Origin of the sequence: Amycolatopsis decaplanina DSM 44594, from assembly GCF_000342005.1 — a bacterium.
Taxonomy (GTDB): domain Bacteria; phylum Actinomycetota; class Actinomycetes; order Mycobacteriales; family Pseudonocardiaceae; genus Amycolatopsis; species Amycolatopsis decaplanina.
In genome coordinates, this window is record NZ_AOHO01000085.1 from 111,149 (window position 1) to 136,438 (window position 25,290).

General features: G+C 69.7%; 24 protein-coding genes. 5 read left to right on the forward strand and 19 right to left on the reverse strand.

From position 1 onward, the window contains the following. Positions 1 to 70: 70 nt before the first annotated feature. The gene (locus H074_RS38530) at positions 71 to 700 is read right to left on the reverse strand and encodes a TetR/AcrR family transcriptional regulator (protein ID WP_007035525.1); all 630 of its coding nucleotides are present in this window, start codon (positions 698 to 700) and stop codon (positions 71 to 73) included. Between the two features lie 69 nt (positions 701 to 769). Here H074_RS38530 and H074_RS38535 point away from each other — a divergent pair, with 69 nt between their 5' ends. Beyond that, a complete protein-coding gene (locus tag H074_RS38535) occupies positions 770 to 1,603 on the forward strand; it encodes a class I SAM-dependent methyltransferase (RefSeq protein ID WP_007035526.1) in 834 nt (277 codons plus the stop codon). Between the two features lie 58 nt (positions 1,604 to 1,661). Here the strand turns inward: H074_RS38535 and H074_RS38540 are convergent, their stop codons facing one another. The 7 genes from H074_RS38540 to xerD form a co-directional block, all read right to left on the reverse strand. Beyond that, the gene (locus H074_RS38540; protein WP_007035527.1) at positions 1,662 to 3,530 is read right to left on the reverse strand and encodes a Xaa-Pro dipeptidyl-peptidase; all 1,869 of its coding nucleotides are present in this window, start codon (positions 3,528 to 3,530) and stop codon (positions 1,662 to 1,664) included. Between the two features lie 147 nt (positions 3,531 to 3,677). Then, positions 3,678 to 4,430 carry a pseudouridine synthase gene (locus H074_RS38545; protein WP_007035528.1) on the reverse strand — a complete coding sequence of 251 codons (753 nt, stop codon included), beginning with the start codon at positions 4,428 to 4,430 and terminating at the stop codon, positions 3,678 to 3,680. Further along, positions 4,420 to 5,187 (reverse strand): SMC-Scp complex subunit ScpB, encoded by a 768-nt coding sequence (scpB, locus tag H074_RS38550; RefSeq protein ID WP_007035529.1) that lies wholly within the window; start codon positions 5,185 to 5,187, stop codon positions 4,420 to 4,422. Before scpB ends, H074_RS38545 begins: the two co-directional genes overlap by 11 nt. Continuing rightward, on the reverse strand, positions 5,184 to 6,119 hold the full coding sequence (locus H074_RS38555) for a segregation and condensation protein A (protein WP_007035530.1): 936 nt from the start codon (positions 6,117 to 6,119) through the stop codon (positions 5,184 to 5,186). The genes scpB and H074_RS38555 overlap by 4 nt, the downstream gene beginning before the upstream one ends. Beyond that, complete coding sequence (locus H074_RS38560) at positions 6,119 to 6,538, reverse strand: hypothetical protein (RefSeq protein ID WP_007035531.1); 420 nt, start codon at positions 6,536 to 6,538, stop codon at positions 6,119 to 6,121. The genes H074_RS38555 and H074_RS38560 overlap by 1 nt, the downstream gene beginning before the upstream one ends. After that, positions 6,535 to 7,551: a ParA family protein gene (locus tag H074_RS38565; RefSeq protein WP_007035532.1), complete on the reverse strand. Its 1,017-nt coding sequence runs from the start codon at positions 7,549 to 7,551 to the stop codon at positions 6,535 to 6,537. Before H074_RS38565 ends, H074_RS38560 begins: the two co-directional genes overlap by 4 nt. 104 nt (positions 7,552 to 7,655) lie before the next feature. Beyond that, the gene (gene xerD / locus H074_RS38570; protein WP_007035533.1) at positions 7,656 to 8,558 is read right to left on the reverse strand and encodes a site-specific tyrosine recombinase XerD; all 903 of its coding nucleotides are present in this window, start codon (positions 8,556 to 8,558) and stop codon (positions 7,656 to 7,658) included. Positions 8,559 to 8,676: 118 nt separating this feature from the next. Here xerD and H074_RS38575 point away from each other — a divergent pair, with 118 nt between their 5' ends. Further along, positions 8,677 to 9,162 carry a DUF1707 domain-containing protein gene (locus H074_RS38575; protein ID WP_039924582.1) on the forward strand — a complete coding sequence of 162 codons (486 nt, stop codon included), beginning with the start codon at positions 8,677 to 8,679 and terminating at the stop codon, positions 9,160 to 9,162. Between the two features lie 51 nt (positions 9,163 to 9,213). Here the strand turns inward: H074_RS38575 and H074_RS38580 are convergent, their stop codons facing one another. Continuing rightward, positions 9,214 to 9,849, reverse strand: coding sequence for an NUDIX domain-containing protein (locus H074_RS38580; RefSeq protein WP_007035535.1), 636 nt, complete (start codon positions 9,847 to 9,849; stop codon positions 9,214 to 9,216). After that, positions 9,846 to 11,546, reverse strand: coding sequence for a CTP synthase (locus H074_RS38585; RefSeq protein ID WP_083920576.1), 1,701 nt, complete (start codon positions 11,544 to 11,546; stop codon positions 9,846 to 9,848). The genes H074_RS38580 and H074_RS38585 overlap by 4 nt, the downstream gene beginning before the upstream one ends. Positions 11,547 to 11,634: 88 nt before the next feature. On the opposite strand from H074_RS38585, the gene aroA reads away from it, so the two are divergent. Next, positions 11,635 to 12,924: a 3-phosphoshikimate 1-carboxyvinyltransferase gene (aroA, locus tag H074_RS38590; protein ID WP_007035537.1), complete on the forward strand. Its 1,290-nt coding sequence runs from the start codon at positions 11,635 to 11,637 to the stop codon at positions 12,922 to 12,924. Between the two features lie 73 nt (positions 12,925 to 12,997). Here aroA and H074_RS38595 read toward each other — a convergent pair whose 3' ends face one another. Further along, positions 12,998 to 13,675 carry a GntR family transcriptional regulator gene (locus H074_RS38595; protein WP_007035538.1) on the reverse strand — a complete coding sequence of 226 codons (678 nt, stop codon included), beginning with the start codon at positions 13,673 to 13,675 and terminating at the stop codon, positions 12,998 to 13,000. Between the two features lie 148 nt (positions 13,676 to 13,823). Here H074_RS38595 and H074_RS38600 point away from each other — a divergent pair, with 148 nt between their 5' ends. Both H074_RS38600 and H074_RS38605 read left to right on the forward strand, forming a co-directional pair. Next, on the forward strand, positions 13,824 to 15,266 hold the full coding sequence (locus tag H074_RS38600) for an NCS1 family nucleobase:cation symporter-1 (protein ID WP_007035539.1): 1,443 nt from the start codon (positions 13,824 to 13,826) through the stop codon (positions 15,264 to 15,266). After that, positions 15,266 to 15,988, forward strand: a complete 723-nt coding sequence (locus H074_RS38605; RefSeq protein WP_007035540.1) for an aspartate/glutamate racemase family protein — start codon at positions 15,266 to 15,268, stop codon at positions 15,986 to 15,988. Before H074_RS38600 ends, H074_RS38605 begins: the two co-directional genes overlap by 1 nt. A gap of 88 nt (positions 15,989 to 16,076) precedes the next feature. Here the strand turns inward: H074_RS38605 and H074_RS38610 are convergent, their stop codons facing one another. The 8 genes from H074_RS38610 to H074_RS38645 form a co-directional block, all read right to left on the reverse strand. Further along, positions 16,077 to 17,024, reverse strand: coding sequence for a copper transporter (locus tag H074_RS38610; protein ID WP_007035541.1), 948 nt, complete (start codon positions 17,022 to 17,024; stop codon positions 16,077 to 16,079). Then, positions 17,021 to 18,205 carry a putative cytokinetic ring protein SteA gene (gene steA / locus H074_RS38615; RefSeq protein WP_007035542.1) on the reverse strand — a complete coding sequence of 395 codons (1,185 nt, stop codon included), beginning with the start codon at positions 18,203 to 18,205 and terminating at the stop codon, positions 17,021 to 17,023. Before steA ends, H074_RS38610 begins: the two co-directional genes overlap by 4 nt. A gap of 148 nt (positions 18,206 to 18,353) precedes the next feature. After that, positions 18,354 to 20,150 (reverse strand): DNA repair protein RecN, encoded by a 1,797-nt coding sequence (gene recN / locus H074_RS38620; protein ID WP_039924599.1) that lies wholly within the window; start codon positions 20,148 to 20,150, stop codon positions 18,354 to 18,356. A gap of 104 nt (positions 20,151 to 20,254) precedes the next feature. After that, entirely contained in the window at positions 20,255 to 21,166 is a 912-nt protein-coding gene (locus tag H074_RS38625; RefSeq protein ID WP_007035544.1) for an NAD kinase, read from the reverse strand. Continuing rightward, positions 21,163 to 21,978 (reverse strand): TlyA family RNA methyltransferase, encoded by an 816-nt coding sequence (locus H074_RS38630; RefSeq protein WP_007035545.1) that lies wholly within the window; start codon positions 21,976 to 21,978, stop codon positions 21,163 to 21,165. Before H074_RS38630 ends, H074_RS38625 begins: the two co-directional genes overlap by 4 nt. Positions 21,979 to 21,982: 4 nt before the next feature. Beyond that, on the reverse strand, positions 21,983 to 22,189 hold the full coding sequence (locus H074_RS38635) for a hypothetical protein (protein ID WP_039924600.1): 207 nt from the start codon (positions 22,187 to 22,189) through the stop codon (positions 21,983 to 21,985). A gap of 58 nt (positions 22,190 to 22,247) precedes the next feature. Next, entirely contained in the window at positions 22,248 to 23,237 is a 990-nt protein-coding gene (locus tag H074_RS38640; RefSeq protein WP_007035547.1) for an HAD-IIA family hydrolase, read from the reverse strand. Then, a complete protein-coding gene (locus tag H074_RS38645) occupies positions 23,230 to 25,062 on the reverse strand; it encodes a hypothetical protein (protein ID WP_007035548.1) in 1,833 nt (610 codons plus the stop codon). The genes H074_RS38640 and H074_RS38645 overlap by 8 nt, the downstream gene beginning before the upstream one ends. Positions 25,063 to 25,290 lie beyond the last annotated feature (228 nt).

Below are 25,290 nucleotides of genomic sequence, written 5' to 3' on the forward strand. Positions count from 1 at the left end.
TGCGGTGAAAGTCCCCTTCAGACACCCCGAGACCAGAAGAACTTACGACGCGAACTAACGACTCAGGACACTAGGCCCGCTCGAGCAATTGAGCGGCCAGAGTGTCTTCCGCCCAGCGCTCCCACACCTCCGGCGGCCAAGCGCGGTCGCGGGTGAGGATCAGGAACATCTCCGGGCTGAGCAGGGCGTAGAGGACGTCCGCCGCCCTGTCGACGGCAAGACCGGTGACGGCGCCCGGTTTTTCCATCAGGGCCTTCGCCGCCGCCGCGTGCACGGCGTGGCGCGGATCCTCGCGATCCGGCCACAGTTCGCGTAGCTCGGGGTGGGCCGCTGTCGCGGTGCGGACCATGTCGGTGACGGCGGCGACCCGTTCGAGCACGGCCCGGCTGCCGGTGACGAGCGCGTTCAGCGACCCGCGCGCGTCCGGCGCGTCCACCACCCGCGCGAACCACGGCCGCTCCATCGTCGCCAGTGGACCGTCGTCGCCGGCGATCGCGACGTCGACCAGTTCCTTCAGCAGCGTCGGCTTGTTGCGGAAGGTGAAGTAGATGGTCTGGACCGCCACCCCCGCCCGGACCGCGACCTGCTGAAGCGTGGTCGCGCCGTAGCCGTCGGCGAGAAAGAGCTCTGTGGCGGCCGTGATGATCCGCCGCCGGGTTTCCGCCGCCCGTTCGGATCGGGCGCCCTTGACACCACTCATGACTGGAGTCTATCTCTAGAGTCAACCACTAGAGTCCAACTCTAGTAACGACGCGGATGGGGTGCCGGGATGACGGCGATCGTCAATCAGCAACAGGCCGAAGCGTGGAACGGCTGGGAGGGCAGGCTTTGGGCGGCTCGCCCTGATCGGTACAACGGAATGATGGAAGCCTTCGACGCGCCGCTTTTCGACGCGGCGGACATCGGTGACGGTCACGCCGTCCTGGATGTGGGCTGCGGCGCCGGACTCACCACCCGGCTGGCCGCGAAGAAGGCCGGAAGCGGGCACGCGCTGGGCATCGACCTTTCGGCACCACAGCTGGAAAGGGCTCGCCTGGACGCGGCGGCCGAAGGAATCACCAACATCGCGTTCGAGCAGGGAGACGCGCAGGTGCACCCGTTCGACGGTCCCGGCTTCGACGTCGTCATCAGCCGGGGTGGCGTGATGTTCTTCGCCGACCTGGTCGCGGCGTTCGAGCACCTTCGCGAAGCGATGGCGCCGGCCGGGCGGCTGGCCTTCGTGGGGCCTCGGTCAGGCGACACCGACAGCGCCTACGCCCGGGCGACGGCGGCACTCGCGCCCTACCTTCGCGAGCCCTCCCCCGCCGCACGCGGGATGGGTTCGCTGCTGGCTCCCGAACGGATCACCGAGGTGCTCACGGCGGCGGGCTTCCGCGACATCGAGATCAACCCGGTGGACGCGGACATGGGCTTCGGGGTGGACGCCCACGACGCGACGGAGTTCCTCTTCTCGATGGCCCCGATCCAGCACAACCTGCGGAGCGTCGACGCGGTCTCCGTCGCCGGCCTCCGCGACCGGGTCCAGGACGCACTCGGCGAATTCGAGACTCCGCACGGGGTGCGGATCCCCGGCGGGGTGTGGGTCGTGACCGCCGGACGTTGACGAGATGAAGGGTCTCTCATCGCGAATTTCGCGATGAGAGACCCTTCATCGCACTTGCCTAGCCGCGCTCCAGCCCCGAAACCGTGGCAGGCGCGATCTGCGCCGGAGCCGCCGGAAGCGCCGCCGGAACGGCGGACGGTCCCGAGCCCACGACAGGCAGCGCCAGTGAAGTCTTGCCCAGATCCACCGTGATCTTCGGATACTGCGACGGACCCGAGATGAACGAGCCGTCCGTCCCGCCGATGATCAGCGCGAGCTGATGTCCTTGCGGCACAACGTGATCCGTACTCGCCAACCGGAACGTCATCGTGTACGGCTGCCCCGGAGCAAGCGGCGATTCCTGGCTCAGCGAACGGTGATTCGCCAGATCCGCCCACCCGCGGCTGATGATGTTCAGCCCCACCGAGACCGCGTCGGTGCTCGTGTTCAGGTAGCAGGCGTCGTTGCCCGTCGCGCTCGCTCCCCAGCACGACTGGGTCATCTCGTTCTTGATGCCTTCCTTCGGCCCGGTGTAGTTCCGGATCGTCGCCGGGCCGTAGTCCACCAGGATCGCCGAGAGCCGCGCCGTGGACGTCGACGGCGTCGCGGTCACAGTCACCTTCGCCGTTCCGGACACGTGGAGATCCTTCGCAAGCGCGCCGGTGCTGAACAGCACGCGTCCGCTCGCGGTCTCCGTCGGCCTCGCCGCCCAGCTGTTCGAGGACTGGCCGGATGAATCCGTGAACGACGCCGTCCCCGTCCCCGCGGTCGTGCCGAGCGTGCCGACGCCCGGCGTGCCGCCGGACGCGGGACGCAGGGTGACGGCGCTGCCCGCGGGCCACGCCGCCTGGTCCACCCAGACGTCGGGCTCGCGTTCCACACTCGCGCCCGGGGTCTTCTCGATGCCGTTGTCGACGCCGAGCAGGTAGTGGTCGAACCACTTGTGCAGGGTGTCGACCCACGCCGACCGCCGGTAGTCGAACGGGTCGACGTGACCGGCCTGCGTCAGCCAGATCTTGCGCTCGACGTTGAGTGCTTCCCACCACTGCCCGAAGTTGATCGTCTTGACGTTGAGGTCGCCAAGGCCGTGCGAAGCGAGCACGCTGGCCTTCACCTTCGAGGCGCTCTGCACGTAATCCCGGTCGAGCCAGAACGAATTGTAGTCGCCGTTCGAGGTCGCGCCCGAGGTGAGCTTCTGGTTCGCCGCACCGCAGTTCTGCCCGCCGTTGCGCTGCGAAACGGTCTGCGCGAGTCCCGCCGGGCTGCCCTGGCGCAGGCTCGCGCCGTCGGAGCGGTAGTAGTCGTACCAGGAGCTGATCGCGCCGATCGGCACGATGGTCTTGAGCCCGTCGACACCGGTCGCGGCGACGCCGTTGGCCACCGTGCCGTCGTAGGACTTCCCGATCATGCCGACCGCGCCCGTGGACCACGTCGCGTTCGTCCTGGCCGGGCCGGTCGCCGTCGTGTAGCCGTTCGCCCGGCCGTTGAGCCAGTCGACGACCTTGCGTGCCGAATTGATGTCCGAAGGCCCGCCGATGTCGGTGCAACCGCGGGATTTGTTGGTACCGGCCAGATCCACCAGGACCACGGCGTACCCGCGGGGGACGAAGAAGTTGTCGTAGTAGAGCGGGAACCCGACCGGCCTGCCGGACGGGTCGTAGGTTTTGAGCTCGCTCTCGTTGCCGCGTCCGCAGCACGAGTAGTACGGGCTCGCGTCCATGATGACCGGGACCTTCTTGCCCTCGGCCGCCGGTTCCTTCGGCCGGATGATGTCGGCGGCGACCCGGTCCGAGCGGCCGTCGCCGTCCCCGTCGAGCCCGATATCCACCCAAGCCGTCTCGCGGACGGCCTGGGCGAAGTCGTAGACCGGTTCGCTGCCCCGCGGTTTCGCCGCGGACTGCGGTGCCGCGACCACGGCCGCGGCGACCGCCAAGATCCCTGCCAGCACAACTGTTTTCACGGTTGAGCCCTTCCCCGTCGGCTGAAAGCCCGTCAGGAAGAGCTAAACGCGAAGATCACCCGTGCAGTAGAGCGGAAAGTCTTACAGTCAGGCGCAGCCTGTCCATTGAGGGTGGTGGCGGGGCGGGGTCCGGGCTTACAGATCGACAGCGCGGTACAGCGAGCCGACCTCGCCGCGGTTCAGCCGCCGGATCGAGCCCGACCGCTGGGCGCCGAGCTGGACGTCGCCGAGCGCGGTCCGGACCAGTTTGCGCACCGGGTGCCCGGTGGCCGCCATCAGCCGCCGCACGATGTGCTTGCGACCCTCGTGGATGACCAGCTCGATCTGGGTGCGCCCGGCCAGCATGTCCTTGACCCGGAACTGGTCGACCTTGACGATGCCGTCCGGCAGCTCGAAGCCCGCCCGCAGTTCCTTGCCGAGCCCGCGCGGGACGATGCCCTCGACCTCGGCGAAGTAGGTCTTCAGCACGCGGAACGACGGGTGCATCAGCCGGTGGCCGAGGTCGCCGTCGTTGGTGAGGAGCAGAAGCCCCTCGGTGTTCTCGTCGAGCCTGCCGACGTGCACGATGCCGGGCGTCTCCTCGTACCGGCCTCGCAGGTAGTCGCCGACGCACGGACGGCCGCGGTCGTCGTTCATCGTGCTGTGCACGCCCTTGGGCTTGTTCAGCAGGAGGTAGACGAGGTCCTCGCGGACCTGGACGCGGGTGCCGTCGACGTGGATCACGGAGTTGTCCGGATCGACCCGGCGGCCGAGTTCGGTGACCACCTTGCCGTCCACGCTCACGCGACCGCGCACGATCAGGTCCTCGGCCGCGCGCCGCGAGGCGACGCCGGCCTGCGAAAGGACCTTCTGCAGCCGAATGCCGTCGGGATGCGGGTCAGATGTCATCGATGGTGTCCACTTCGGGTAGCAACGGAGCGATGGGCGGAAGGTCGGCCAGGGACGACAGGCCCAGTCGCTCCAGGAACAGCTCGGTCGTCACGTACAGCGTGCCAGTGGTTTCGGGGTCGGTCCCCATCTCCTCGATCAGGCCGCGCGCCAGCAGCGTCCTGATCACCCCGTCCACGTTCACCCCTCGGACGGCGGCGACCCTGGCCCTGGTCACCGGCTGCCGATAGGCGATCACGGCGAGGCTCTCCAGTGCGGCTCGCGTCAGCTTGGAACGCTGGCCGTCGAGCAGAAGCTTCTCCACGAACGGGGCATAGACGTCCCTAGTGTAGAACCGCCACCCTTCGCCGACTCGGCGCAGGTCGATTCCGCTGGTCCGCTCGGTGAATTTCTGCGACATCGTGCGCAGCGCCACGGTCACCCGCGACACGGGTTGCCCGACCGTCTCGGCGAGCGATTCCTCGTTGATCGGCGAATCGACGACCAGGAGCAACGCCTCGAGGGCCGCTTCGAGCACCTCGTCGGAGGTGACGTCGGGATAGTCGCCGTCACCCGCCGCGACGAGACCTTCGTCGGCAGGCGGCTCCGCCTCCCCCGCCTCCGCTTCCGCCTCCGGCGGGCTGAAAGCGTCCTTCACCTCATCCGGCGCGACGAAAGCGTCCTTCGCCTCGTCGGACTCGGCGATGGGAGCTTTCAGTCCATCCCTGGTCTCGGCGTCTCCGGTCTTCTCGGTCTCTTCGGTGTTCTCCGGGCTCACCCGTACTCCTCGTCCTCCGCGGCGGCGCGGTCCTGTTCGGCCGCCACCGACGCCTCCGCCACGGACCCGCCGGTCCAGCGCACGTGCAGTTCGGCGAGCGCCTCCAGCTGCTCGAACTGGACCGAAGACTCCCGGTACAGCTCCAGCAGCGCGAGGAACCGCGCCACGATCTCGACGGTGTGCTCACAGTCCTCGACAAGCTCGCCGAAGGTCGCTTCGCCTAGTTCGGCGAGCTTGAGCCGCAGCAGCGCGGCGTGCTCGCGCACCGAGACGCGGCCCATGTGGATGTGCGCGATCGACACCGTCGGCGGCGGCTTCGGTTTGAAGACCGCGACCGCGATCTCGGAGAACTTCGCCGGGTCGACGCCGAGCATCACTTCGGGAAGCAGCCCCATGAACCGGTCTTCGAGCGCGACCGACCTCGGATACCGCCGCAACGCGCCGGCCTCCAGCTCCCCGAACAGCGCCGCGACCTGCTTGTACGCCCGGTACTGCAGCACACGCGCGAACAGCAGGTCCCGTGCTTCGAGCAGGGCGAGGTCGTCTTCGCTCTCCACCTCGGCGGCGGGCAGCAGGCGCGCCGCCTTGAGGTCGAGCAGGGTCGCCGCGATGACCAGGAACTCGGTCGTCTCGTCGAGGTTCCACTCCGTGCCGAGCGCGCGGGTATAGGCGATGAAATCGTCCGTGACCCGGTGCAGCGCGACCTCGGTGACGTCGAGCTGGTGCTGCGAGATCAGCTGGAGCAGCAGGTCGAAGGGCCCCTCGAAGTTCTCCAGGTGCACCTTGAACTTGGACGTGCTCAGCTCTTCACTGGCCAGTCCTTCGGGGACCATCCCGCCGTGCACGGTCTCGTGCACGACGGGGGTCTCTTCTGCCTCTGTCCGCTCGACCGGCTCCGGGCCGCTGGGAGCAGCCGCGGCCGGGTCGTCCATCAGTTCTCGGTCTCTTTCCCGTCCTCGGCACCCGCCCGCAAGCGCTGGACGAGTACCGACTCCTCGCCCGCCGCGTCGAAGTCGGCCAGCAGGACGGCCACAGCCTCGCGGACCAGCCTGCCGCGATCGAGTACGAGACCGTGCTTCGCCCGGAGGTTCAGCCTGGCTTGCTCCATCGCCAGCAGTTCGTCGCCGGAGACGTAGACGGTGATCTTCGCGTCGTGCTTGGTCCGCCCGGAACCGCTGCGCGCGGCGCGGGTCAACTGTTCCTTGTGCGCCTGCCCCGTCTCGTCCCCGGAACCGTTCCCGTTGCCCGTCGAAGGGGGCGGCTGCTCGGGCGCGGGCGGGAGATCGAGGGCCGGGCTGGAGGTGATCCTGAAAAGTTCGGACGCTCCGGGCAGGGAAGCTCGCCTGCTCACCGAGCGATCACCTCGCGGGCCAGCGCGCGATAAGCCGCCGCGCCTGCTGATTTGGGAGCCCAGGTCGTGATCGGCTCGCCCGCGACCGTCGTCTCGGGGAACCGCACGGTGCGGTTGATCACCGTGTCGAACACGGTGTCGCCGAATGCCTCCACCACTCTGGCCATGACCTCCTTCGAGTGCAGGGTTCTCGGGTCGTACATGGTGGCGAGAATCCCGGTGATGTCCAGTTTGGGGTTGAGGCGTTCCTGCACCTTCTCGATGGTGTCGATCAGGAGCGCTACGCCTCGCAGACTGAAGAACTCGCACTCCAGCGGGATGATCACACCGTCCGCGGCGGTCAGTGCGTTCACCGTCAGCAGGCCTAGCGAGGGCTGGCAGTCGACAAGAACATAGTCGTAGTCGTTCATGACCGGACGAAGGACCCGTAACAACGTGTGTTCGCGCCCTACCTCTGCGACCAACTGGACCTCGGCCGCGGACAGGTCGATGTTGCTCGGCAGCAGGTCGACGCCGTCCACCCGGGTCTTCCGGATGACGTCGGTGATGCTGACCGAGCGCTCCATGATGACGTTGTAGACCGTTTGGTCCAGCTCGTGCGGCTGAATGCCGAGGCCGACCGAGAGCGCGCCCTGGGGGTCGAAGTCGACCAGCAGTACCCGGCGGCCGCATTCGGCGAGGGCCGCACCGAGGTTGATGGTCGAGGTCGTCTTGCCGACGCCGCCCTTCTGGTTGCACATGGCCATCACCAGTGCGGGGCCGTGCCGGTCCAGCGGCGGCGGATCGGGGATCTCGCGGTACGGACGGCCGGTGGGGCCGATGCCGTCCTTTTCGAGTTCTTGCTGCTTGGTTTCTTTGGCGCGCTTGGCCTTGCGGCCACGGGAAGAGATCGTGTCCTCCGACGGTTCGTCGCCGTCGTGTTCGGCGGGGGTGGCGATGGTCACCTGGCTGAGGCTCGCCGCGGCCGAACCGGCGGACGCGGACGGCTTCGCCGGCTCGTTCGGTGTCGACATGGCGCGAAAGCTCCTCTTCGGCAGGATCTTCGGCAGCCTATGCGCGATCCGTGAGTCGAGCCAACGAGGCACGCCGAGATCGACCGGGTCGTTTAGGCGCTGTCCTAGCCGAGCGCGCGGGGATGTGCTGTCGCGTAAACCTCGCGGAGCGTGTTGACCGTGACCAGCGTGTACACCTGGGTGGTGGTCACCGAAGCGTGGCCGAGCAGTTCCTGCACGACGCGGACGTCGGCACCGCCTTCGAGAAGATGCGTGGCGAAGGAATGGCGCAACGTGTGCGGGGAAACGCCCGCCGTGATGCCCGCGGATTCCGCGGTGTCCTTGAGAACCTGCCACGCGCTCTGCCGGGAAAGCCTGGAGCCGCGGGCGTTCAGGAACATCGCCGGCGTCCCACGGCCGTGGGTGGCGAGCGCCGGCCGCGCACGGACGAGATACGCGTGCACCGCTTCCAGCGCGGGTCGGCCGATCGGCACGATGCGCTGTTTGCCGCCCTTGCCGTCGAGCAGCACGGTCCGTTCGGCGTCGTCGATGTCGTCGACGTCGAGCCCGACGGCCTCGGAGATCCGCGCGCCGGTGGAATAGAGCAGCTCCAGCAGCGCCCTGTCCCGCAACGGCCGCTCGCCCTCGGGCGGAGGGGTTTCCAGCAGTTTCAGCACGTCGTCCACCGGCAGCGCCTTGGGCAGCCGTTTGGCCGCGGCGGGTGGGCGGACCTCGCGGGCCGGGTCGTGCTCGGTGATGCCGTCGGCGTGCGCGAACTTGTGCAGCCCCCGCACCGCGACCAGCGCGCGGGCCGCCGAGGACGCGGCCAGCGGCCGATGCTCTTCGTCGCCTTCGCGCAGCGCCGCGCCGAACGAGGTGATGTGCGCCGAGGTGACGTCGGCGAAGCGCTCGACGTCGGCACCGCCGAGGTACGCGGTGTACCGGCGCAGGTCGCGGGAGTAGCTGTCGAGGGTGTTCCTCGCGGTTCCGCGCTCGACCACCAGGTGGTCGAGGTAAGCGGCGACCACCTGGGCGACTCCGGCACCGCCAGCCCGTGACACACGGACACTCTAGGACCACCGCGACCCGTTCGGGGGTTCGCCGCGCGTACCGCGTCGCGGGTGTGAAACGGGCTACCTTGGGAGCATGTCCCAGCAACCGGATCCGGAGGAAATGCGCGTCGGCACCGCCGAGCGCGAAGAGGCGGCGCGGCTGCTCGGCGACCACTACAGCCAGGGGAGGCTCACGCCGGACGAATACGAGGGCCGCGTCCTGGCCGCCTACGAGGCCGTGACGCTCGGCGAACTCCGGCCGCTGTTCCAGGACCTGCCCGCGCCTCATCCGGCGTACCTGGCGCCGCGGTTCGACCCGCCGCCGTTCGTGCCCGTGTACCGGCGACCGGCCGCGGTCATGCCCTGCTCACCGAAGTCGAAGGTCGCCGCCGGAGTACTGCAGATCGTCTTGCCGTTCGGGATCGGGCGCTTCTACACCGGCCACATCGGTCTCGCTTTGGGCCAGCTGGCGGTCGTGGTGTTCACCTGCGGCATCGGGGTGGCCTGGCCGATGGTCGACGGGATCGTGCTGCTGGCGAACGGCGGTACCGACGCTCAGGGACGCCATCTCCGCGACTAGAACCTCGTGAGTGGTAAAGACGGTTCTAACCGTCTTTACCACTCACGAGCGCTAGAGACCGCGTGAGGCGAACTTCGTCGGCCGGTCCTCCCAAGGCGCGTCCGACGGCCGCGACGAAGCGGCCCCCGAAAGCACCGCGTGCGCGGCGAGCACGCCACCGACGGTCGCCCCGTTCACCAGCTCACCCGCCAGCGCCATCCGGACCGCTTCGGCGAGCGGGAACTTCCGCATGACGAGGTCGGCCTCCTCCTCGCCGAGCATCTCCCTGTCCACTTCGGACAGGTCGCGGGCGAGGTAGACGCGGACGACCTCGTCGGTGAAGCCGGGCGACGCCGCGACGTCGACCAGGGTCTCCCAGCGCTCGGCGCTGAGCCCGACCTCCTCGACCAGTTCGCGTTTGGCCGCGCCGACGGGGTCCTCCCCCGCCTTGTCGATCAGCCCGGCGGGCAGTTCCCACAGCCGCCGCCCGATCGGGTGGCGGTACTGGTGGATCAGCGTGACAGCGCTGTCCACGCCATCGCCGTCCAGCGCGACGACGGCGACCGCGCCGAGGTGCTCGACGACCTCACGGCGGGCGGTGCCCCCGCCGGGCATCACGACCTCGTCGACCCGCAGCCCCACCACACGTCCGATGTGGACGTCCCTTGTGGACGCGACGGTGAACTCGTGCTTGCCGGGCTCGGTCACCGGGCTCCCGTCTGAGCCGTCTCGGGCAGTTCGACGGGAAGCCGCTCGGCGACCTTGCGGTCCACGACGGCCTTCACGAACGCGCTGAACAGCGGGTGCGGACGGGTCGGGCGGCTCTTGAGCTCCGGGTGCGCCTGGGTGCCGACGAAGAACGGGTGCTTGTCGGCGGGCAGCTCCACGAACTCGACCAGGTGGTCGTCGGGCGAGGTGCCCGAGAACACCAGACCGGCGTCGGAAAGGCGCTTGCGGTAAGCGTTGTTGACCTCGTAGCGGTGACGGTGCCGCTCGGAGACCTCGGTGCTGCCGTACGCCTTCGCGACCTGCGAGCCCGGCTTCAGCTTGGCGACGTAGGCGCCGAGCCGCATCGTGCCGCCCATGTCGCGCTCACCGGCCACGACGTCGCGCTGGTCGGCCATCGTGGAGATGACCGGGTTCGGGCCGTCCTCGAACTCGGCCGAGTTCGCGTCCTTGATCCCGGCCAGGTTCCGCGCCGCGTCGATCACCATGCACTGCAGGCCGAGGCACAGACCCAGGAGCGGCAGCCCGTGGGTGCGGGCGTAGGCGATGGCGCCGACCTTGCCCTCGATGCCGCGGATGCCGAACCCGCCGGGGATCAGCACACCGTCCACATCGGACAGCGCGGCGGCTGCGCCCGCCGGGGTCTCGCAGGAGTCCGAGGGGACCCAGGCGATCTGGACCTTGGCGCGGTGGGCGAACCCGCCCGCGCGCAGCGCTTCGGTCACCGAAAGGTACGCGTCCGGCAGGTCGATGTACTTGCCGACGACCGCGACCCGCACCGTCTCCGACGGGTTGTGCACGCGGTCGAGCAGGTCGCCCCACACGGTCCAGTCGACGTCGCGGAACGGCAGCCCGAGACGGCGCACCACGTAGGCGTCGAGCGCCTCACGGTGCAGCACCTTCGGGATGTCGTAGATCGACGGCGCGTCGGGGCAGGCGATGACGGCCTCGGTGTCGACGTCGCACATCAGGCCGATCTTGCGCTTGAGGTCCTCCGGCAGCTCGCGGTCGGCGCGGCAGACGAGCGCGTCGGGCTGGATACCGATGTTGCGCAGCGCGGCGACCGAGTGCTGGGTCGGCTTGGTCTTCAGCTCGCCCGACGGGGCGAGGTACGGGACCAGCGAGACGTGGAGGAAGAAGCAGTGGTCACGGCCGACGTCGTGGCGGACCTGACGGCAGGCCTCCAGGAACGGCAGCGACTCGATGTCGCCGACGGTGCCGCCGACCTCGGTGATCACGACGTCCGGGCTGTTCCCGTCCTCGTCGGCGCCCGCCGCGGCGGTGATCCTCGCCTTGATCTCGTCGGTGATGTGCGGGATGACCTGCACGGTGTCGCCGAGGTACTCACCGCGGCGCTCCTTGGCGATGACCTCGGAGTACACCTGCCCGGTGGTGACGTTCGCCTTGCCGTCGAGAGCCCGGTCGAGAAAACGCTCGTAGTGCCCGATGTCCAGATCGGTTTCGGCGCCGTCGTCGGTGACGAACACCTCACCGTGCTGGAACGGGTTCATCGTGCCCGGATCGACGTTGAGGTACGGATCCAGCTTCTGCATCGTGACCCGGAGCCCACGTGCGGTAAGGAGCTGACCCAGGCTGGAAGCCGTGAGTCCCTTACCCAGAGAGGAGGCAACGCCTCCGGTGACAAAGACATACTTGGTAGCCCGCGACTGAAGTCCCACGGGCTTCCACCTTATCGCACGCCCATCGTGGCGCTCATCGGCCACGCCGCAAGCGTCCGATGGAGTGGAAAACCGCTACCCTCGCGGCGTGACAGACGCGCACGACACCTGGACCGCACCGGTCGCGGAAGGCCCGCTCGACGCGGACATCCGCGTCCCCGGTTCGAAGTCGATCACCAACCGGGCCTACGTCCTCGCCGCGCTCGCCAGCGCGCCGACGCGAGTGCGGACCCCGCTCGACTCCCGGGACGCGCGCCTGATGCTCGGCGCTATCTACGCCCTCGGCGCCCACTCGCAGGGCAGTATCGGCGGCTACCTCGTGCACCCGCTCGGTCCGGGCCGCGTCCATCCCGAAGAGACCGTCCGGGTGGAACTCGGCAACGCGGGCACGGTCGCCCGGTTCACGCCCGCGCTCGCCGCGCTGGGCACCGGCCCGGCGCTGTTCGACGGCGACGAGGCCATCCGCCGCCGTCCCATCGGACCGCTGCTGAAGGCGCTGCGCGACCTCGGCGCCCGCATCGACGACGACCGCCGCGAAGCGCCGCCGTTCACCGTCCACGGCGAAGGCGGCTTGCGGGGCGGCAAGGTCGATCTGGACTCCTCGGCGTCGAGCCAGTTCCTGTCCGCGCTGCTGCTCGCGGGGCCGTCGTTCCAGCAGGGTGTCACCGTGCGCCTCGTGGGCGGCCAGATGCCGAGCGAACCGCATATCGCGATGACCGTCGAGATGCTCCGCCGCTTCGGGGCCACGGTGGACCGCGAGGGCGCCGAGTTCCACGTCGCCCCGACACGGCTTTCCTGCCCCGAGTACGTCGTCGAGCCGGATCTCTCGACGGCGGCGCCGTTCGTCGCCGCGGCGGTCGCGACCGGCGGCACGGTACGGATCGCGGGCTGGCCGCAGCGGACGACCCAGCCCGGCGACTGGCTGCGCAGCCTGCTGCCCGTCCTGGGCGCGACCGCCGAACTCGACGCGGGCGGCCTGACGGTCACCGGCAGCGGCACGATCCCCGGTGTCGAACTGGATCTGCACGACGTCGGCGAGCTGACGCCGGTGATCACGGCGCTGCTGTGCTTCGCCGAAGGACCGTCGGTCATTTCCGGGGTGGCGCATCTGCGCGGCCACGAGACCGACCGGCTGACCGCGCTCGCCACCGAGTTGTCGTCGCTCGGCGCCGACGTCCGCGAGACCGAGGACGGGCTGCGGATCACGCCGGCGCCGCTGCACGGCGGGAAGTTCCACACCTACGACGACCACCGGCTGGTAATGGCGGCGGCCGTCCTGGGACTGCGCGTCGAAGGGATCGAGGTGGAGAACCCGGGGACGGTCGGGAAGACCTTCCCCGGATTCACCGAAGCCTGGGCCTCGATGCTCGGCAGTTGACTGAAGGGGACTTTCCCCTCGTCGCACGCGGCGAAGGGCGCTTTACCCGCATCGCATGCGGGGAAAGCTCCCTTCAGCCCGCGGAACGCTCGTCGCCGTCCTCGGGGAACAACGTCTTCAGCGTGACCTCCCGGTTCACCCGCACATGCTCGACGGCGTGGGCCCGCGCGCGGGCGGCGTCGCCCGAAGCGATCGCGTCGTAGAGGCGGCGGTGCTCGTCGAGCAGTTCGCCCCAGTGCTCGTTCTGGCTGGTCAGCCAGCGAAGCCTGCCCTCGAGCGGGCGGAGGATCTCGTGCAGCAGCCCGTTGCCCGCCAGCGCGACGATCTCGTCGTGGAAGCGGGTGTTGAGCAGGGTGATCCGGGCCGGGTCGCCGCTTTCGGTCGCGCGGGCGGCGTCGGTGAGCAGTCGTTCGAGCGCGCGGAGTTCCGCTTTGCCCGCCCGTTCGGCGGCCAGTCCGGCGGCGAGCCCTTCGAGCGCCTCACGGACGTCGAACAGCTCCTCGACGTCGGCCCTGGCCAGCTGGCGCACGACGATCCGACGGGGCGACTGGACGGCGAGGAAGCCTTCGGCCTCCAGGCTGCGGATGGCCTCGCGCACCGGGACGCGCGACACGCCGAGATCCTCGGCGAGCTCACGTTCGACCAGTCTGTCCCCCGGCTTCAACCGTCCGGCGAGGATCCGTTCGCGCAGCTCGTCCCGGACCCGCTGCCGGGTCGCGGCCAGCGGCTGACGCGGTCCTTCCTCTGCCACCTGACCCCCTCTTCAACACCGCCGTAACTGCCCGTAACCCGAGTTTATCGGCAGAAACCTTGACGGCGGGCCACCGCGGGGTGATATTTGGGATGCCAAATTTTGGGATACCAAAATGGCCGGACGTCCCCGTCGATCGGAGGCCCGCATGACCGCCGCCCCGGCAACCCGGTCCGAAGCGCCTACCACCGAAACCGCCGATCCCCGGCTCTGGAACGAAGATCTCGCCCCGGCGAAAGAACGCCGCTGGAAGGTCTACGACATCTTCGCGCTGTGGATGTCGGACGTGCACAACCTCGGCAACTACACCTTCGCGGCGGGTCTGTTCGTCCTCGGGCTCTCGGCGTGGCAGGTGTTCACCGCGCTGCTGACCGGTTTCGTGCTCATCTACTTCGGCATGAACCTGATGGGCCGGATCGGCCAGAAGACAGGTGTCCCCTTCCCCGTCGTAGCGCGCATCAGTTTCGGCACCTTCGGCGCGAATCTGCCGGCGCTGATCCGCGCGGTCATCGCGATCTTCTGGTATGGCATCCAGACCTATCTCGCCTCCGTGGCCATCACGCTGCTCGTGCTCGCGATCGATCCGGGCTTGAAACCGTTGACGGAAGTGGGTTTTCTCGGCCTTCACGCACTCGGCTGGATCTGTTTCATCGCGCTGTGGCTCGCGCAGGCGCTCGTGCTCACCCGCGGCATGGAGGCCGTGCGCAAGTTCCAGGACTGGTGCGGTCCCGGCATCTGGGTCGTGATGATCGCGCTCGCGGTGTGGGTGCTGGCCGCCGCCGACTGGAACATCTCCTTGACCGGCAACCCGAAGGCACTGTCCACAGGGGAACAAGTACGGCAGTGGTTCGGCGCCGTCGGCCTGATTCTGTCCATCTACGGCACCCTGATGCTCAACTTCTGCGACTTCTCCCGGTTCGCCCCGAACCAGAAAACCGTGCGGCGCGGGAACTTCTGGGGTCTGCCGATCAACTCGACGGCGTTCGCGCTGCTGTCGGTCCTGGTGACCGCGGGCAGCCTCCAGGTATTCGGTGAAGCCATCACCGACCCCGCCGAACTGCTGGCCCGCATCGACAACACGCCCGTGCTGATCATCGGCGCGCTGACCTTCGCGATCGCCACCATGGGCGTGAACATCGTCGCGAACTTCGTCTCCCCCGCCTACGACCTGGCCAACATCTGGCCGAAACGGATCACCTTCACCATCGGCGGGATGATCAGCGCGGTCGCGGCGTTGTGCGTGCTGCCGTGGAAGCTTTACTCCTCCCCCGCGGTGGTCAACTACTTCCTCGGCGGCCTCGGCGCCTTCCTCGGCCCGCTGTTCGGCATCATGATCGTGGACTACTACCTGGTGAAACGCGGCCGGATCGACGTCGGCAAGCTGTTCGTGGCCGGACCTGATTCGCCGTACCACTACGAACGCGGGTTCAACCCGCGGGCGATGATCACCTTCCTGCCGACGGCGGCGTTGTCCGCGATCATCGCCCTGGTGCCGTTCTTCGCCCCCGCCGCGCCGTACTCGTGGTTCATCGGCACCGCTTCCGCGGCGACGCTGTACTTCGCCGTATCGCGGAAACAGCGGGTCGCGTGATGCGAATCCTGGTCACCAACTGCAACACCACCGAGGCGATGACCAAGGAGATCGAGGCGGGCGCCCGCGCCGCGGCGAATCCCGGCACCGAGATCGTGGCCAGAACACCGTTGTGGGGCCCGGAATCCGCGGAGGGCTGGTTGGACAGCTTCCTCAGCGCCGCGGCCGTCCTCGACCTTCTCAACGGACTGGATGAACCCTTCGACGCGCTCGTGATGGCCGGTTTCGGCGAGCACGGGCGGGAGGGCGCACGGGAACTGCTGGACGTCCCGGTCGTCGACATCACCGAGGCGGCCGCGCATCTGGCCTGCCTGCTGGGAAGACGCTACGGCGTGGTGACCACATTGGACCGGACGTGCGGGCTCATCGAAGACAGTCTGCACGCCTCGGGCGTCGCGCAGAACTGTGTCGGCGTCCTCGGTGCCGGGCTCGGGGTGCTCGAACTGACCGACGAACGCCGGACGGAATCGGCGCTGCTGACCGCCGGACGCCGTGCCCGGGACGCGGGCGCGGAGGTCCTCGTCCTCGGCTGCGCGGGGATGACCGGCCTCGATCGCCGCATCTCGGCGATGCTGGACATCCCGGTGATCGACGGCGTCGCCGCCGCCGTTCGCCTTGCCGAATCGCTGGTGGCGCTGAATCTCAAGACCAGCCGCGCCGGTTCCTACGCCCGTCCACTCCCCAAGACCCGCGTCTGGCCCAGCGACCCTCGCGTTCCGTAGGGGTAAGCGGCGGTGGTGGGTCGGTCAATCGGGTCGTGAGTGGTAAGTCGCGTTAGAACGACACTTACCACTCACGACCCACGTTCGGTCAGTTACCGGCGGCGGCGATGCCGGGGGCCGGGGCCTGCGCGTTACCCGCGATGCCGTAGCGCCCCGCGCCGCCTTCGAGCTGCTCCCGCAGCGCCATGATCGTGGTGACCCGGCCCGCCGCGGTCTCCGCGTTGTCCACAGTGGACAGGATGGACGTCGACGACGTGTCGGCGCGGACGACGCCGATCGCGCCGGTGCCGTCGGCCGATCCCGCGTCGCCAGCCAGGACGGTGCCCGCGCCGGAACGGTCGAGCTGCGCGGCGAACCGCGCGATGGTCGAGGCACGGTCACCGGCGCCGTCACCGGTGTACTTGGAGCCGGTGAGCACGATCGCGAGCTGAGCGGGCTTCACGTCCCCGCCGGTCTTGAGGAAACCGCCGTCGGTGAGCCCGCCGAGCGCGGCCGCCAGCTCCACCGGCGTGGACTGCGGCTGCGCGTTGTCCTTGTTCAGCAACGCCACCGATCCGAGCAGTGCGCCCGCGAGGGTGCCCGGGTCACCCGCGGTCGGGAACTGGACACCTGCGGGCTGAAGGCGCGACACGACGTCACGCAGCTGATCGGACCGCGTCGGGTCGGAGAACGCCTCGGTCAGCTGGATCTCGCCGGTGACGGCGGCACCCGCCTGGCCGACGAGCTGCTTGAGCGCGTCGCGGTCCGCGGGCTTCGCGTCCTCCGTGGTCACCAGCACCACCGAACGCTTGTCCAGCTGCCCGGCGACGACCTTCGGCCCCATCGCGCCGGCGAACGTGTCTGCGTCGCTGAGCCTGGCGTTGAGCGAGTTGCGCTGCGCCTCCAGATCCGCGACCTGGGACCCCAGATCCTCCTTCTGGCCGGCGAGACCCGAAAGCAGGGAACCGTTCAGCGCCGTGGACCCGAGCACCACCCCGATGGCGAGCGCCAGGAAGCAGGCGGCGATGGAAACGATGTGGTACCGCAGTGAAATCACGTGAAGAGTCCCTTGCCCCAGGCGATGAACGAGTTCCAGGTGTCGCGGATCCAGTCGAGGTAGACCGAGCCCACATCGGACACCAGCAGCGCGGCCGCGACGGCCACCAAGGTCGCGACGACCAGCAGGACGATGGCGCCGATGGACACCCTGCTGCGATGCAGGGTCGCGACCGCCTTGCCGTCGACCAGTTTCGTGCCGAGCTTGAGCCTGGTGAGGAACGTCGACGGGTTCGATCCGGACCGGCCGTGGTCCAGGAATTCCCGCAGGGTCGCCTGGAAACCGACGGTGACCACCAGGCTCGCCTCATGCGCGTCGGCCAGCAGCAGCGCCAGGTCCTCGGCGTTGCCCGTCGCGGGGAAGGTGACCGCGCCGATCCCGAGGTCCTGAATGCGCTCGACACCCGGCGCGTGCCCGTCCGGCTGCGCCGGGACCACGACCTCGCCACCGCTGCGCAGCGTCTCGGCGCCGATCCCGTGCGGGTCGCCGACGATGACGTCCGGCTGATATCCCTGCGCGCGCAGGGTGTCGGCGCCGGCGTCGACACCGATCAGCACCGGCCGATGCTCGGCGATGTACTTCTTCAGCTTCTTGAGGTCTTCGGCGTGCCCGTTGCCGCCCGCGACCACCAGGGCGTGCCGATCCCGTAGCGGGACACGGATCTCCGGGACGCCGACACCGTCGAGGATCAGGCTGCGTTCCCGGCGGAGGAATTCGATCGTGTTCGCGGAGAACGCCTCCAGCTGGGTGGACATCCCGGCCTTGGCCTCGATCATCTGGTCCGCGACGCTTTCCCGCGTCTGCTGGACTCCCGAGCCGAGCTGCCGCTCACCGATGTAGACGACGCCCTCGTGCAGACGGAGTTTCGTACCGTCCTTCACCTTGCGCAGCAGTTCGCCGCCGACGGAATCGACCAGCGGGATCCCGGCCTCGAGCAGGATCTCCGGGCCGAGGTTGGGGAAACGGCCGGAGATCGACGGCGAGGCGTTCACCACCGCCGCGACTTCGGCCTCCACCAAGGCATCGGCCGTCGAACGGTCGAGGTCGAGCTGGTCGAGGACGACGATGTCGCCGGGGCTCAGCCGGCGGAGCAGCTCGCGCGTACGCCTGTCGACCCTGGCGACGCCGGTGATCCCGGGGAGGGTCTCTTGGTTACGCGAGAGCAAGCCGGTGAGCTTCATACGGCCGATAGTGACAAATCCGCACGGCCTTCCGCGTCCGCCACGCCGATGGAAACACGCCGATTAACCCACACCGGGTCACGTCACGCCCAGGCCATGTCGTGAGTGGTAAGTCGCGTCCTAACGCGACTTACCACTCACGAGGCCGCTACTTCGCCTTCTTGCGCTTTCCGCCGCGGCGGGTTTTGGGCTTGTCCGGCGCGCTCTTGTCGGCCTCGGCGACGGCGAGCAATTCCTCCGCGTGCGCCCGGCCGGTCTCGGTGCTTTCCATTCCGGCGAGCATGCGAGCGAGTTCGACGACACGCTCCGATTGTTCGAGCACCCGCACGCCACTGCGGGTCACCCCGCCGCTGGTGCCCTTGTCCACCACCAGATGCTGATCGGCGAACGCGGCGACCTGCGGCAGATGCGTGACCACCAGGACCTGGTGACTGCGCGCCAGCCGCGCGAGCCGCCTGCCGATCTCGACCGCCGCCCGGCCGCCGACCCCGGCGTCGACCTCGTCGAACACCAGTGTCTGCACGGTGTCCGCGTGCGCGAGGACGACCTCGATCGCCAGCATGACACGGGAAAGCTCACCACCGGAGGCGGCCTTGTGCACCGGAAGCGGCGGTGCGCCGTTGTGCGCCCGCAGCAGCAACTCGACGTCGTCGACCCCGTCCGGTCCGGCGTGCACGAGCCTGCCGTCGACCTTCACCGCGTGCGCGTCGCTCTCGTCGACGGTGCGCCGCTCGACGGTGATCTCGATCTCGGCCTGTCCCATGGCGAGCCCGGACATCTCGGCGGTGATCGCCTCGGCGAGCTCGGCGGCGGCCTCGACCCGCGCCTCCGACAGTGTGAGGGCGTGTTCCGCCAGCGTGACGGCGAGTTCGTCGCGGCGTTTGGCCAGTTCGGCCAGCGCCTCCTCGGAGGTGTCCATCGTGGACATCCGGCGTCGGGCGTCGTCGGCCCATGCGAGCACACCGTCCACATCGGCCGCGTACTTGCGGGTGAGCCGCTTCAGATCGGCCTGGCGCGCGAGCACCTTCTCCAGCAGCGCGGGATCGGCGTCGAGCGTTTCGAGGTAGCTGCCCAGCTCGGTGCCCACTTCGGACAACAGCACCGAGGCCTCGTCCAGCCGGGGCCCGAGTTCACGCAGGACGGCGTCCTCGGAACCGGTCAGGTGACGGGTCGCCTCCCCGATCAGCCCCAGCGCGCCGGGCGCGTCCGGATCCCCGTCCGGCGAACCGGCGACGGCGGCGTGCGCCGCACTGGCCGCCCCGCGCAGCTCGTCGACCGCGGCGAGCCGCTTGATCTGCTCGGTGAGTTCGGTGTCCTCGCCGGGTTCGGGCGCGACGGCGTCGATCTCGGCGAGGCCGTGGCGCAGCAGGTCTGCCTGCTGGGCCATCTCGCGGGAGCGGGTGGACCGCTCGGTCAGTTCGGCGACGACGGCGAGCCATTCGTCCCGCACCGCGCGGTACCGCTCGAGCGGTTCGGTGACGGCCTCACCGGCGAACCGGTCGATCACCGCGCGCTGCTCGGCGGGCCGCAGCAACCGCAGCTGATCGTTCTGCCCGTGGACGGCGATCAGCTGCTCGGACAGGTCGGCCAGCACGCCGACCGGCACCGAACGGCCGCCGAGGTGGGCACGGGACCGGCCGTCGACCGAGACCGCGCGCAGCGCGATGACGCTGCCGTCCTCGTCGACCTCCGCCCCGGCGTCGGTGACGATCCGGGTGGCGCCCTCGGCGCCGCCCAGCTCGAATCGGCCTTCCACGAAGGCCTTCAGCATTCCCGTCCGCACCTTGGACACTTCGGCTCGGCCGCCGGAGAGCAGGTGCAACCCGCTGACGACCATCGTCTTGCCCGCACCCGTCTCACCGGTGACCACGGTGAAGCCCGCGTGCAGTTCCAGCAGGGCGTCCTCGATGACTCCGAGGCCCTGGATGCGCATCTCGGCCAGCACGACGTCCACCGTAGCGGCCCACCCCGACGGTTCCCGCACCCGCCACGTCGGGAAAGGGTCGTTCGAGACAGAAATCGTCGTGAACGACCCTTTCCCGACATCCGTCAGCGGGCGTGTCGCTCCCGCCAGCCCTTGATCGGCAACGAGAACTTGTGCACCAGCCGGTCGGTGAACGGGCCTTCCCACAACCGGATCAGCCGTACCGGCACCCGGCCGCAGGTGACCCGCACGGCCGCGCCGGCGGGAAGATCGAAGGTTCGCGATCCGTCGCAGGTCAGGACGGCGGGCGAACCGTCCGGATCGATGGCGACGGTGATCTCCGAGTCACGCGAGACGACCAGCGGCCGGGAGAACATCGCGTGCGCGTTGCTCGGGACCACCAGCAGGGCCTGGACGTCCGGCCAGATGATCGGCCCGCCGGCGGAGAACGCGTACGCCGTCGAGCCGGTCGGAGTGGCGCACAGGACGCCGTCGCAGCCGAAGGACGACACAGGCCTTCCGTCGACCTCGATGAGCGCGTCCAGCACGCGCTCACGCGAGCTCTTCTCGACACTGGCTTCGTTGAGCGCCCACGTGTCGACGGTCTTCTCACCGTCGACAGTGACGATGACGTCGACGGTCATCCGCTCTTCGACCTGGTAGTCGCCGTCGACAGCACGCTGGACGGTGTCGGCGAGCTTGTCCGAATCGGCCTCGGCGAGGAAGCCGACCCGGCCGAGGTTCACGCCGAGGACCGGAACGCCGTTGGGCCTGGCCAGTTCCGCGGCCCGCAGCAGCGTGCCGTCGCCGCCGAGCACGAACACCAGCTCGGTGCCGGCGGCCGGGTCCTGCTCGGGCGCCATGACCGTGCAGGGCGCTCCGATCCCGCCGTCCGCCTCCAGCATCTCCCGGACGTCCTCGTCGAGCACCCGCAGCCGCACACCGGCCTTGGCGAAACGGGCCGACACCTCGCGTGCCGCGTCCCGGGTCGCGTCCCGGTCCGGGTGCACGACGAGCAGCACCTCGCGATCGCTCATTGGGGTCCCTCCAGGACTGCGGTCCGGACGAGCCGCTCGGCGTCGGTGCCGGCGGTCTCTCCCGCCCCGCGGGTAAGCCAGACGAAGTATTCGACGTTGCCGGACGGCCCGGGAAGCGGGCTCGCCACGACGCCGCGCAGGCGCAGGTCCAGCTTCTCGGCCTCGGCGAGCACACCCAGCACCGATTCGGCCCGCAGCTCCGGGTCACGGACGACCCCGCCGCTGCCGAGCCGGTCCTTGCCGACCTCGAACTGCGGTTTCACCATCGGCACCAGGTCCGCGCCGTCCCGCGCGCAGGCGGCCAGCGCGGGCAGCACGAGTTTGAGCGAGATGAACGAGAGGTCCCCGACCACGAGGTCGACCTGTCCGCCGAGGTCTTCCGGGGTCAGGTTGCGGACGTTCGTCTTGTCCAGGACGACCACTCGGTCGTCGGTGCGCAGGCGCCAGTCCAGCAGGCCGCGGCCGACGTCGGCGGCGATCACCGTGGCGGCGCCGTTACGCAGCAGGACATCGGTGAAGCCGCCGGTCGAGGCGCCCGCGTCGAGGCAGCGCTTTCCCTCGGTGGAAAGACCTCCAGGGGTGAAGGCTTCCAGCGCGCCGAGCAGTTTGTGCGCGCCGCGGGAGGCCCAGCCGGGGTCGTCGGTGTCGCGCACCACGATCGGCGCGCCGGACTCGACCCCGGTCGCGGGTTTGGTGGCCACCATCCCGCGCACGGTGACCTTGCCCTCGGCGATCAGCGCGGACGCCTGCTCCCGGGAACGGGCGAGACCCCGCCGGACGAGCTCCGCGTCCAGACGGGCGCGTTTGGCCACGCGGTCAGACCTTGTCGATGGTGGACAGTGCCACCGTCAGCTCGGTGTGCACGGCCTCGAAGCGGTCGACATGCTCCGAGAGCGGAAGCGCGGCGAGGTCGTCGAGACCCGCCACGGCTTCGTCGATCCCCGCTCGGGGATCCGTGTCCTGCTGCGCGAACTGGTCGGCCTGGACCGCCGGAGGTCCGGGCACCGGCGGCGGGCCCGGCACCGGCGGTCGCGGCACGGGGTGGAAGTGGTCTTGCACCCCACCAAGTTAGCAGCGCTGGTCAGGCGAGGCGCAGCTCGCCGAGCGCGGCGCGGGCGGTGTCGCCCACACCGCGAACCTCGGTGATCCCCGACTCCCAGGCCGCCGCGCACAACGCGCGCAGCAGGTCCAGGGAGTCGCCTTCACCGTCGGCTTCGAGCACGTCACCCTGCGCGGTGACGCGCCAGCCGTCCTTGGGCCCGATTTCGAGAAGGTCCGCGCGGCTGCCCAGCCCGGACAGGTCCGCCGCGAGGTAGCGCGGACGTTCCTCGGGCCTCGCCGCGATCAGGGACGCCGCGTCGGCGACGCCGGTCAGGACACAGAGCGCGTCGATCCCGGCCGCGACCGCGCCCTCGATGTCGGTGTCCAGCCGGTCGCCGACGACCAGGGCACGCTCCGCACCCGCGTCCCGCGCCGCCGTCGCGAACAGCAGCGGCGCCGGCTTGCCGGCCACCAGCGGTTCGACACCGGTGGCGGTGCGCAACGCGGCCACCATCGACCCGTTGCCCGGCAGCAGTCCGCGTTCGGTCGGCAGGGTCGCGTCGACATTGGTCGCCACCCAGAGCGCGCCCGCGCGGATGGCGAGGCACGCCTCCGCGAGAGCGGCCCAGGTGTTCTCCGGGGAGTGCCCTTGCACCACGGCCGCCACGTCCGGACCGGCTTCCCGGACCGTCTTCAGGCCGACGGACTCGATCTGGGCGGCCAGCGAGTCCGTGCCCACGACGAGGACCACCGCGCCCTGAGGCAGCCGCTCACCCAGCAGGGCGGCGGCGGCCTGAGAGCTCGTGTGGACCTCTTCCGGGGTGGCGGGCAGTCCGAGTGCCTCCAGGTGCGCGGAGACCTCCGCGGGCGCCTTGGAGGCGTTGTTGGTCACCCAACGGACGGCCGTGCCGTGGTCCCGGAGCGCCCGAAGCGCTTCCGGTGCGCCCGGAACCACCTTGCTGCCGTGATAGACCGTGCCGTCGAGGTCGAACAGGACCGCGTCGTACCCGGCCGAGAGGGCGTCAGCCATTCGTGAGCTCCGCGGCGCGCTCGGCGGCGTCGGTCTCGTCCTCCTCGTCGGCCTCTGCCGCGTTCAGGAACCAGCGGATCGCCTCGTCCTTGCGGTCGGCGGCGGCGAGGTTGTCGGCGTAGGCGTAGAACAGCCGGGCGCTCCACGGGTCGCGCTTCTCCGCCTTGAGGTCGTCGCCCTGGAGGGAGACGACGGCGGCGTCCAGCTGGCCGAGGTCGCGCCGTGCGCCGGCCGCGACGATCGCGAGTTCGATCTGGGTCGCCTTGGACAGGCGCTCCTTGTCGACCTCCTTCGCGAGGTCGAGCGCCCGCTCGGGACGGCCGATGGCGCGCTCCGCGTCGGCGATGATCGCGATGTGGTCGTCGGTCCGGGTCATCCGGCGGACGGCCCGCAGCTCGGAGAGGGCCTCGGACCAGTTGCCCGCGTGGTAGGCGACCAGGCCGAGCGCCTCACGGACGATCGGGACCCGCGACGCCTTGGCCTTCGCGTACTTGGCGTGCTCCATCGCGGCTTCGGGGTCTTCGTCGACGAGGCCGCCGGCCGCGACGAGGTGCTTGCCCACGGTTTCCGCGAGCGCCTTGGGCAGGGTGCGGAGTTCCCGGCGGACCTCCTCGTCGAGATCGGAGAACTCGATGCCCTCGGGCAACTCCGGAGCCTCGAGCAGCTCACGCGCCAAGGTCTCGTCGTCGACCGGCCTGTCCTCGGTGCGAGGCGAGGAACGGAAGTCCTTGCGGCCCTCGGAACGGTCGCGCTGGGGACGGTCTTCGCGCTTGCGCTCGAACCGGCCTTCGCCGCCACGGGAGTCGCTTCGCTTGTCGTCGTAGCGCTTCTCCGGCCGGTCGGAGGACCGACGGTCGGGACGGTCGCCGTAGGACTTGCGCTCGTAGCCACCACCGCTGGGACGGCGGTCCCCCGAGGAGGGACCACGGCGGTCGCCGTTGTACCCACCGGAACGGGAACCACCGCGATCGTCGCGATAGGACGGACGCCGATCGTCGCGGTCACCACGGTTGTCCCGGTTGTCACGGTCGCCGTAGGACTTGCCCTGCGGGCGTCCCTCGTAACGGTTGCCGGACGGGCGATCGTCGGAGCGGCCGCGGTTGTCCGAGCCGTAGCCGGAGCGAGCCGGACGGCTGTCGGAACGCTTTTCGTACCGGCCCTCGGAACGGTTGTCCGAGCGGTTGTCCGAGCGGTTGTCGTAGCGACGCTCGGGACGGCCCTCCGACGGGCGGTAGCCACTGCGGTCACCGCCACGGCTGTCGCGGGAGTCCCGGTTGTCGGAGCGGTATCCACCGCGATCGCCACGGTTGTCCCGGTTGTCACGGTTGTCGGAGCGGAAACCGCCCCGGTCACCGCCACGGTTGTCACGGCGGTCATCCGAGCGGTAGCCGCCACGGCTGTCCCGGTTGTCGGACCGGTAGCCGCCGCGGTCGCTGCCCCGGCTGTCCCGACGGTCGTCGGACCGGTAACCGCCGCCGCGGTTGTCACGGCTGTCGCGACCGCCGGAGCGGTCGTCGTTGTGGCGCGGACGGTTCTCATCGCGTCCCTGGCCGGCGAAACGACCGCCGGACCGCTGGTCGCGGGGACCGTCGCCGCTGCGCGCGGGCTTGCCGGGATAGCTGCCCGAACCGCGTGCACCGCGGTCGTCACGACGCGGGCGGCCCTGGTAGCCACCATCGCGGCCGCCCCGGTCCTGCCTGCCGCCGGCGGAACCGCGCCGGTCACCTCGCTGCGCGTCAGACCGGCCTCCGCGGGGACTGTCGTCCCGGCGACCCGACCGGCCGGACGCGCCATCATCTGAGTCACGTCGACCGAACTCGGACACCTGGCCTCCTGCCACTATTGAAAAAGTTTCGACACTCACCCACCACGAGGCGGGCCAACGAACCATTCTAGTCCGTCCGTGGACATGAAAAGAGACAGGGCCCTGACCGGGGAGAACCTGTTGGGGTTCTCGACCCTGGTCAGGACCCTGTCCTGAAGTTAGTCCGGCGGTGTCCTACTCTCCCACAACCCTTCGGTTGCAGTACCATCGGCGCTGTCAGGCTTAGCT

Coding starts and splice junctions, on each gene's coding strand:
- H074_RS38530 (WP_007035525.1), bottom strand. CDS start 700: ATGAGTGGTGTCAAGGGCGCCCGATCCGAACGGGCGGCGGAAACCCGG.
- H074_RS38535 (WP_007035526.1), top strand. CDS start 770: ATGACGGCGATCGTCAATCAGCAACAGGCCGAAGCGTGGAACGGCTGG.
- H074_RS38545 (WP_007035528.1), bottom strand. CDS start 4,430: ATGACATCTGACCCGCATCCCGACGGCATTCGGCTGCAGAAGGTCCTT.
- H074_RS38555 (WP_007035530.1), bottom strand. CDS start 6,119: ATGGACGACCCGGCCGCGGCTGCTCCCAGCGGCCCGGAGCCGGTCGAG.
- H074_RS38565 (WP_007035532.1), bottom strand. CDS start 7,551: ATGTCGACACCGAACGAGCCGGCGAAGCCGTCCGCGTCCGCCGGTTCG.
- H074_RS38575 (WP_039924582.1), top strand. CDS start 8,677: ATGTCCCAGCAACCGGATCCGGAGGAAATGCGCGTCGGCACCGCCGAG.
- H074_RS38600 (WP_007035539.1), top strand. CDS start 13,824: ATGACCGCCGCCCCGGCAACCCGGTCCGAAGCGCCTACCACCGAAACC.
- H074_RS38605 (WP_007035540.1), top strand. CDS start 15,266: ATGCGAATCCTGGTCACCAACTGCAACACCACCGAGGCGATGACCAAG.
- steA (WP_007035542.1), bottom strand. CDS start 18,205: ATGAAGCTCACCGGCTTGCTCTCGCGTAACCAAGAGACCCTCCCCGGG.
- H074_RS38625 (WP_007035544.1), bottom strand. CDS start 21,166: ATGAGCGATCGCGAGGTGCTGCTCGTCGTGCACCCGGACCGGGACGCG.
- H074_RS38640 (WP_007035547.1), bottom strand. CDS start 23,237: ATGGCTGACGCCCTCTCGGCCGGGTACGACGCGGTCCTGTTCGACCTC.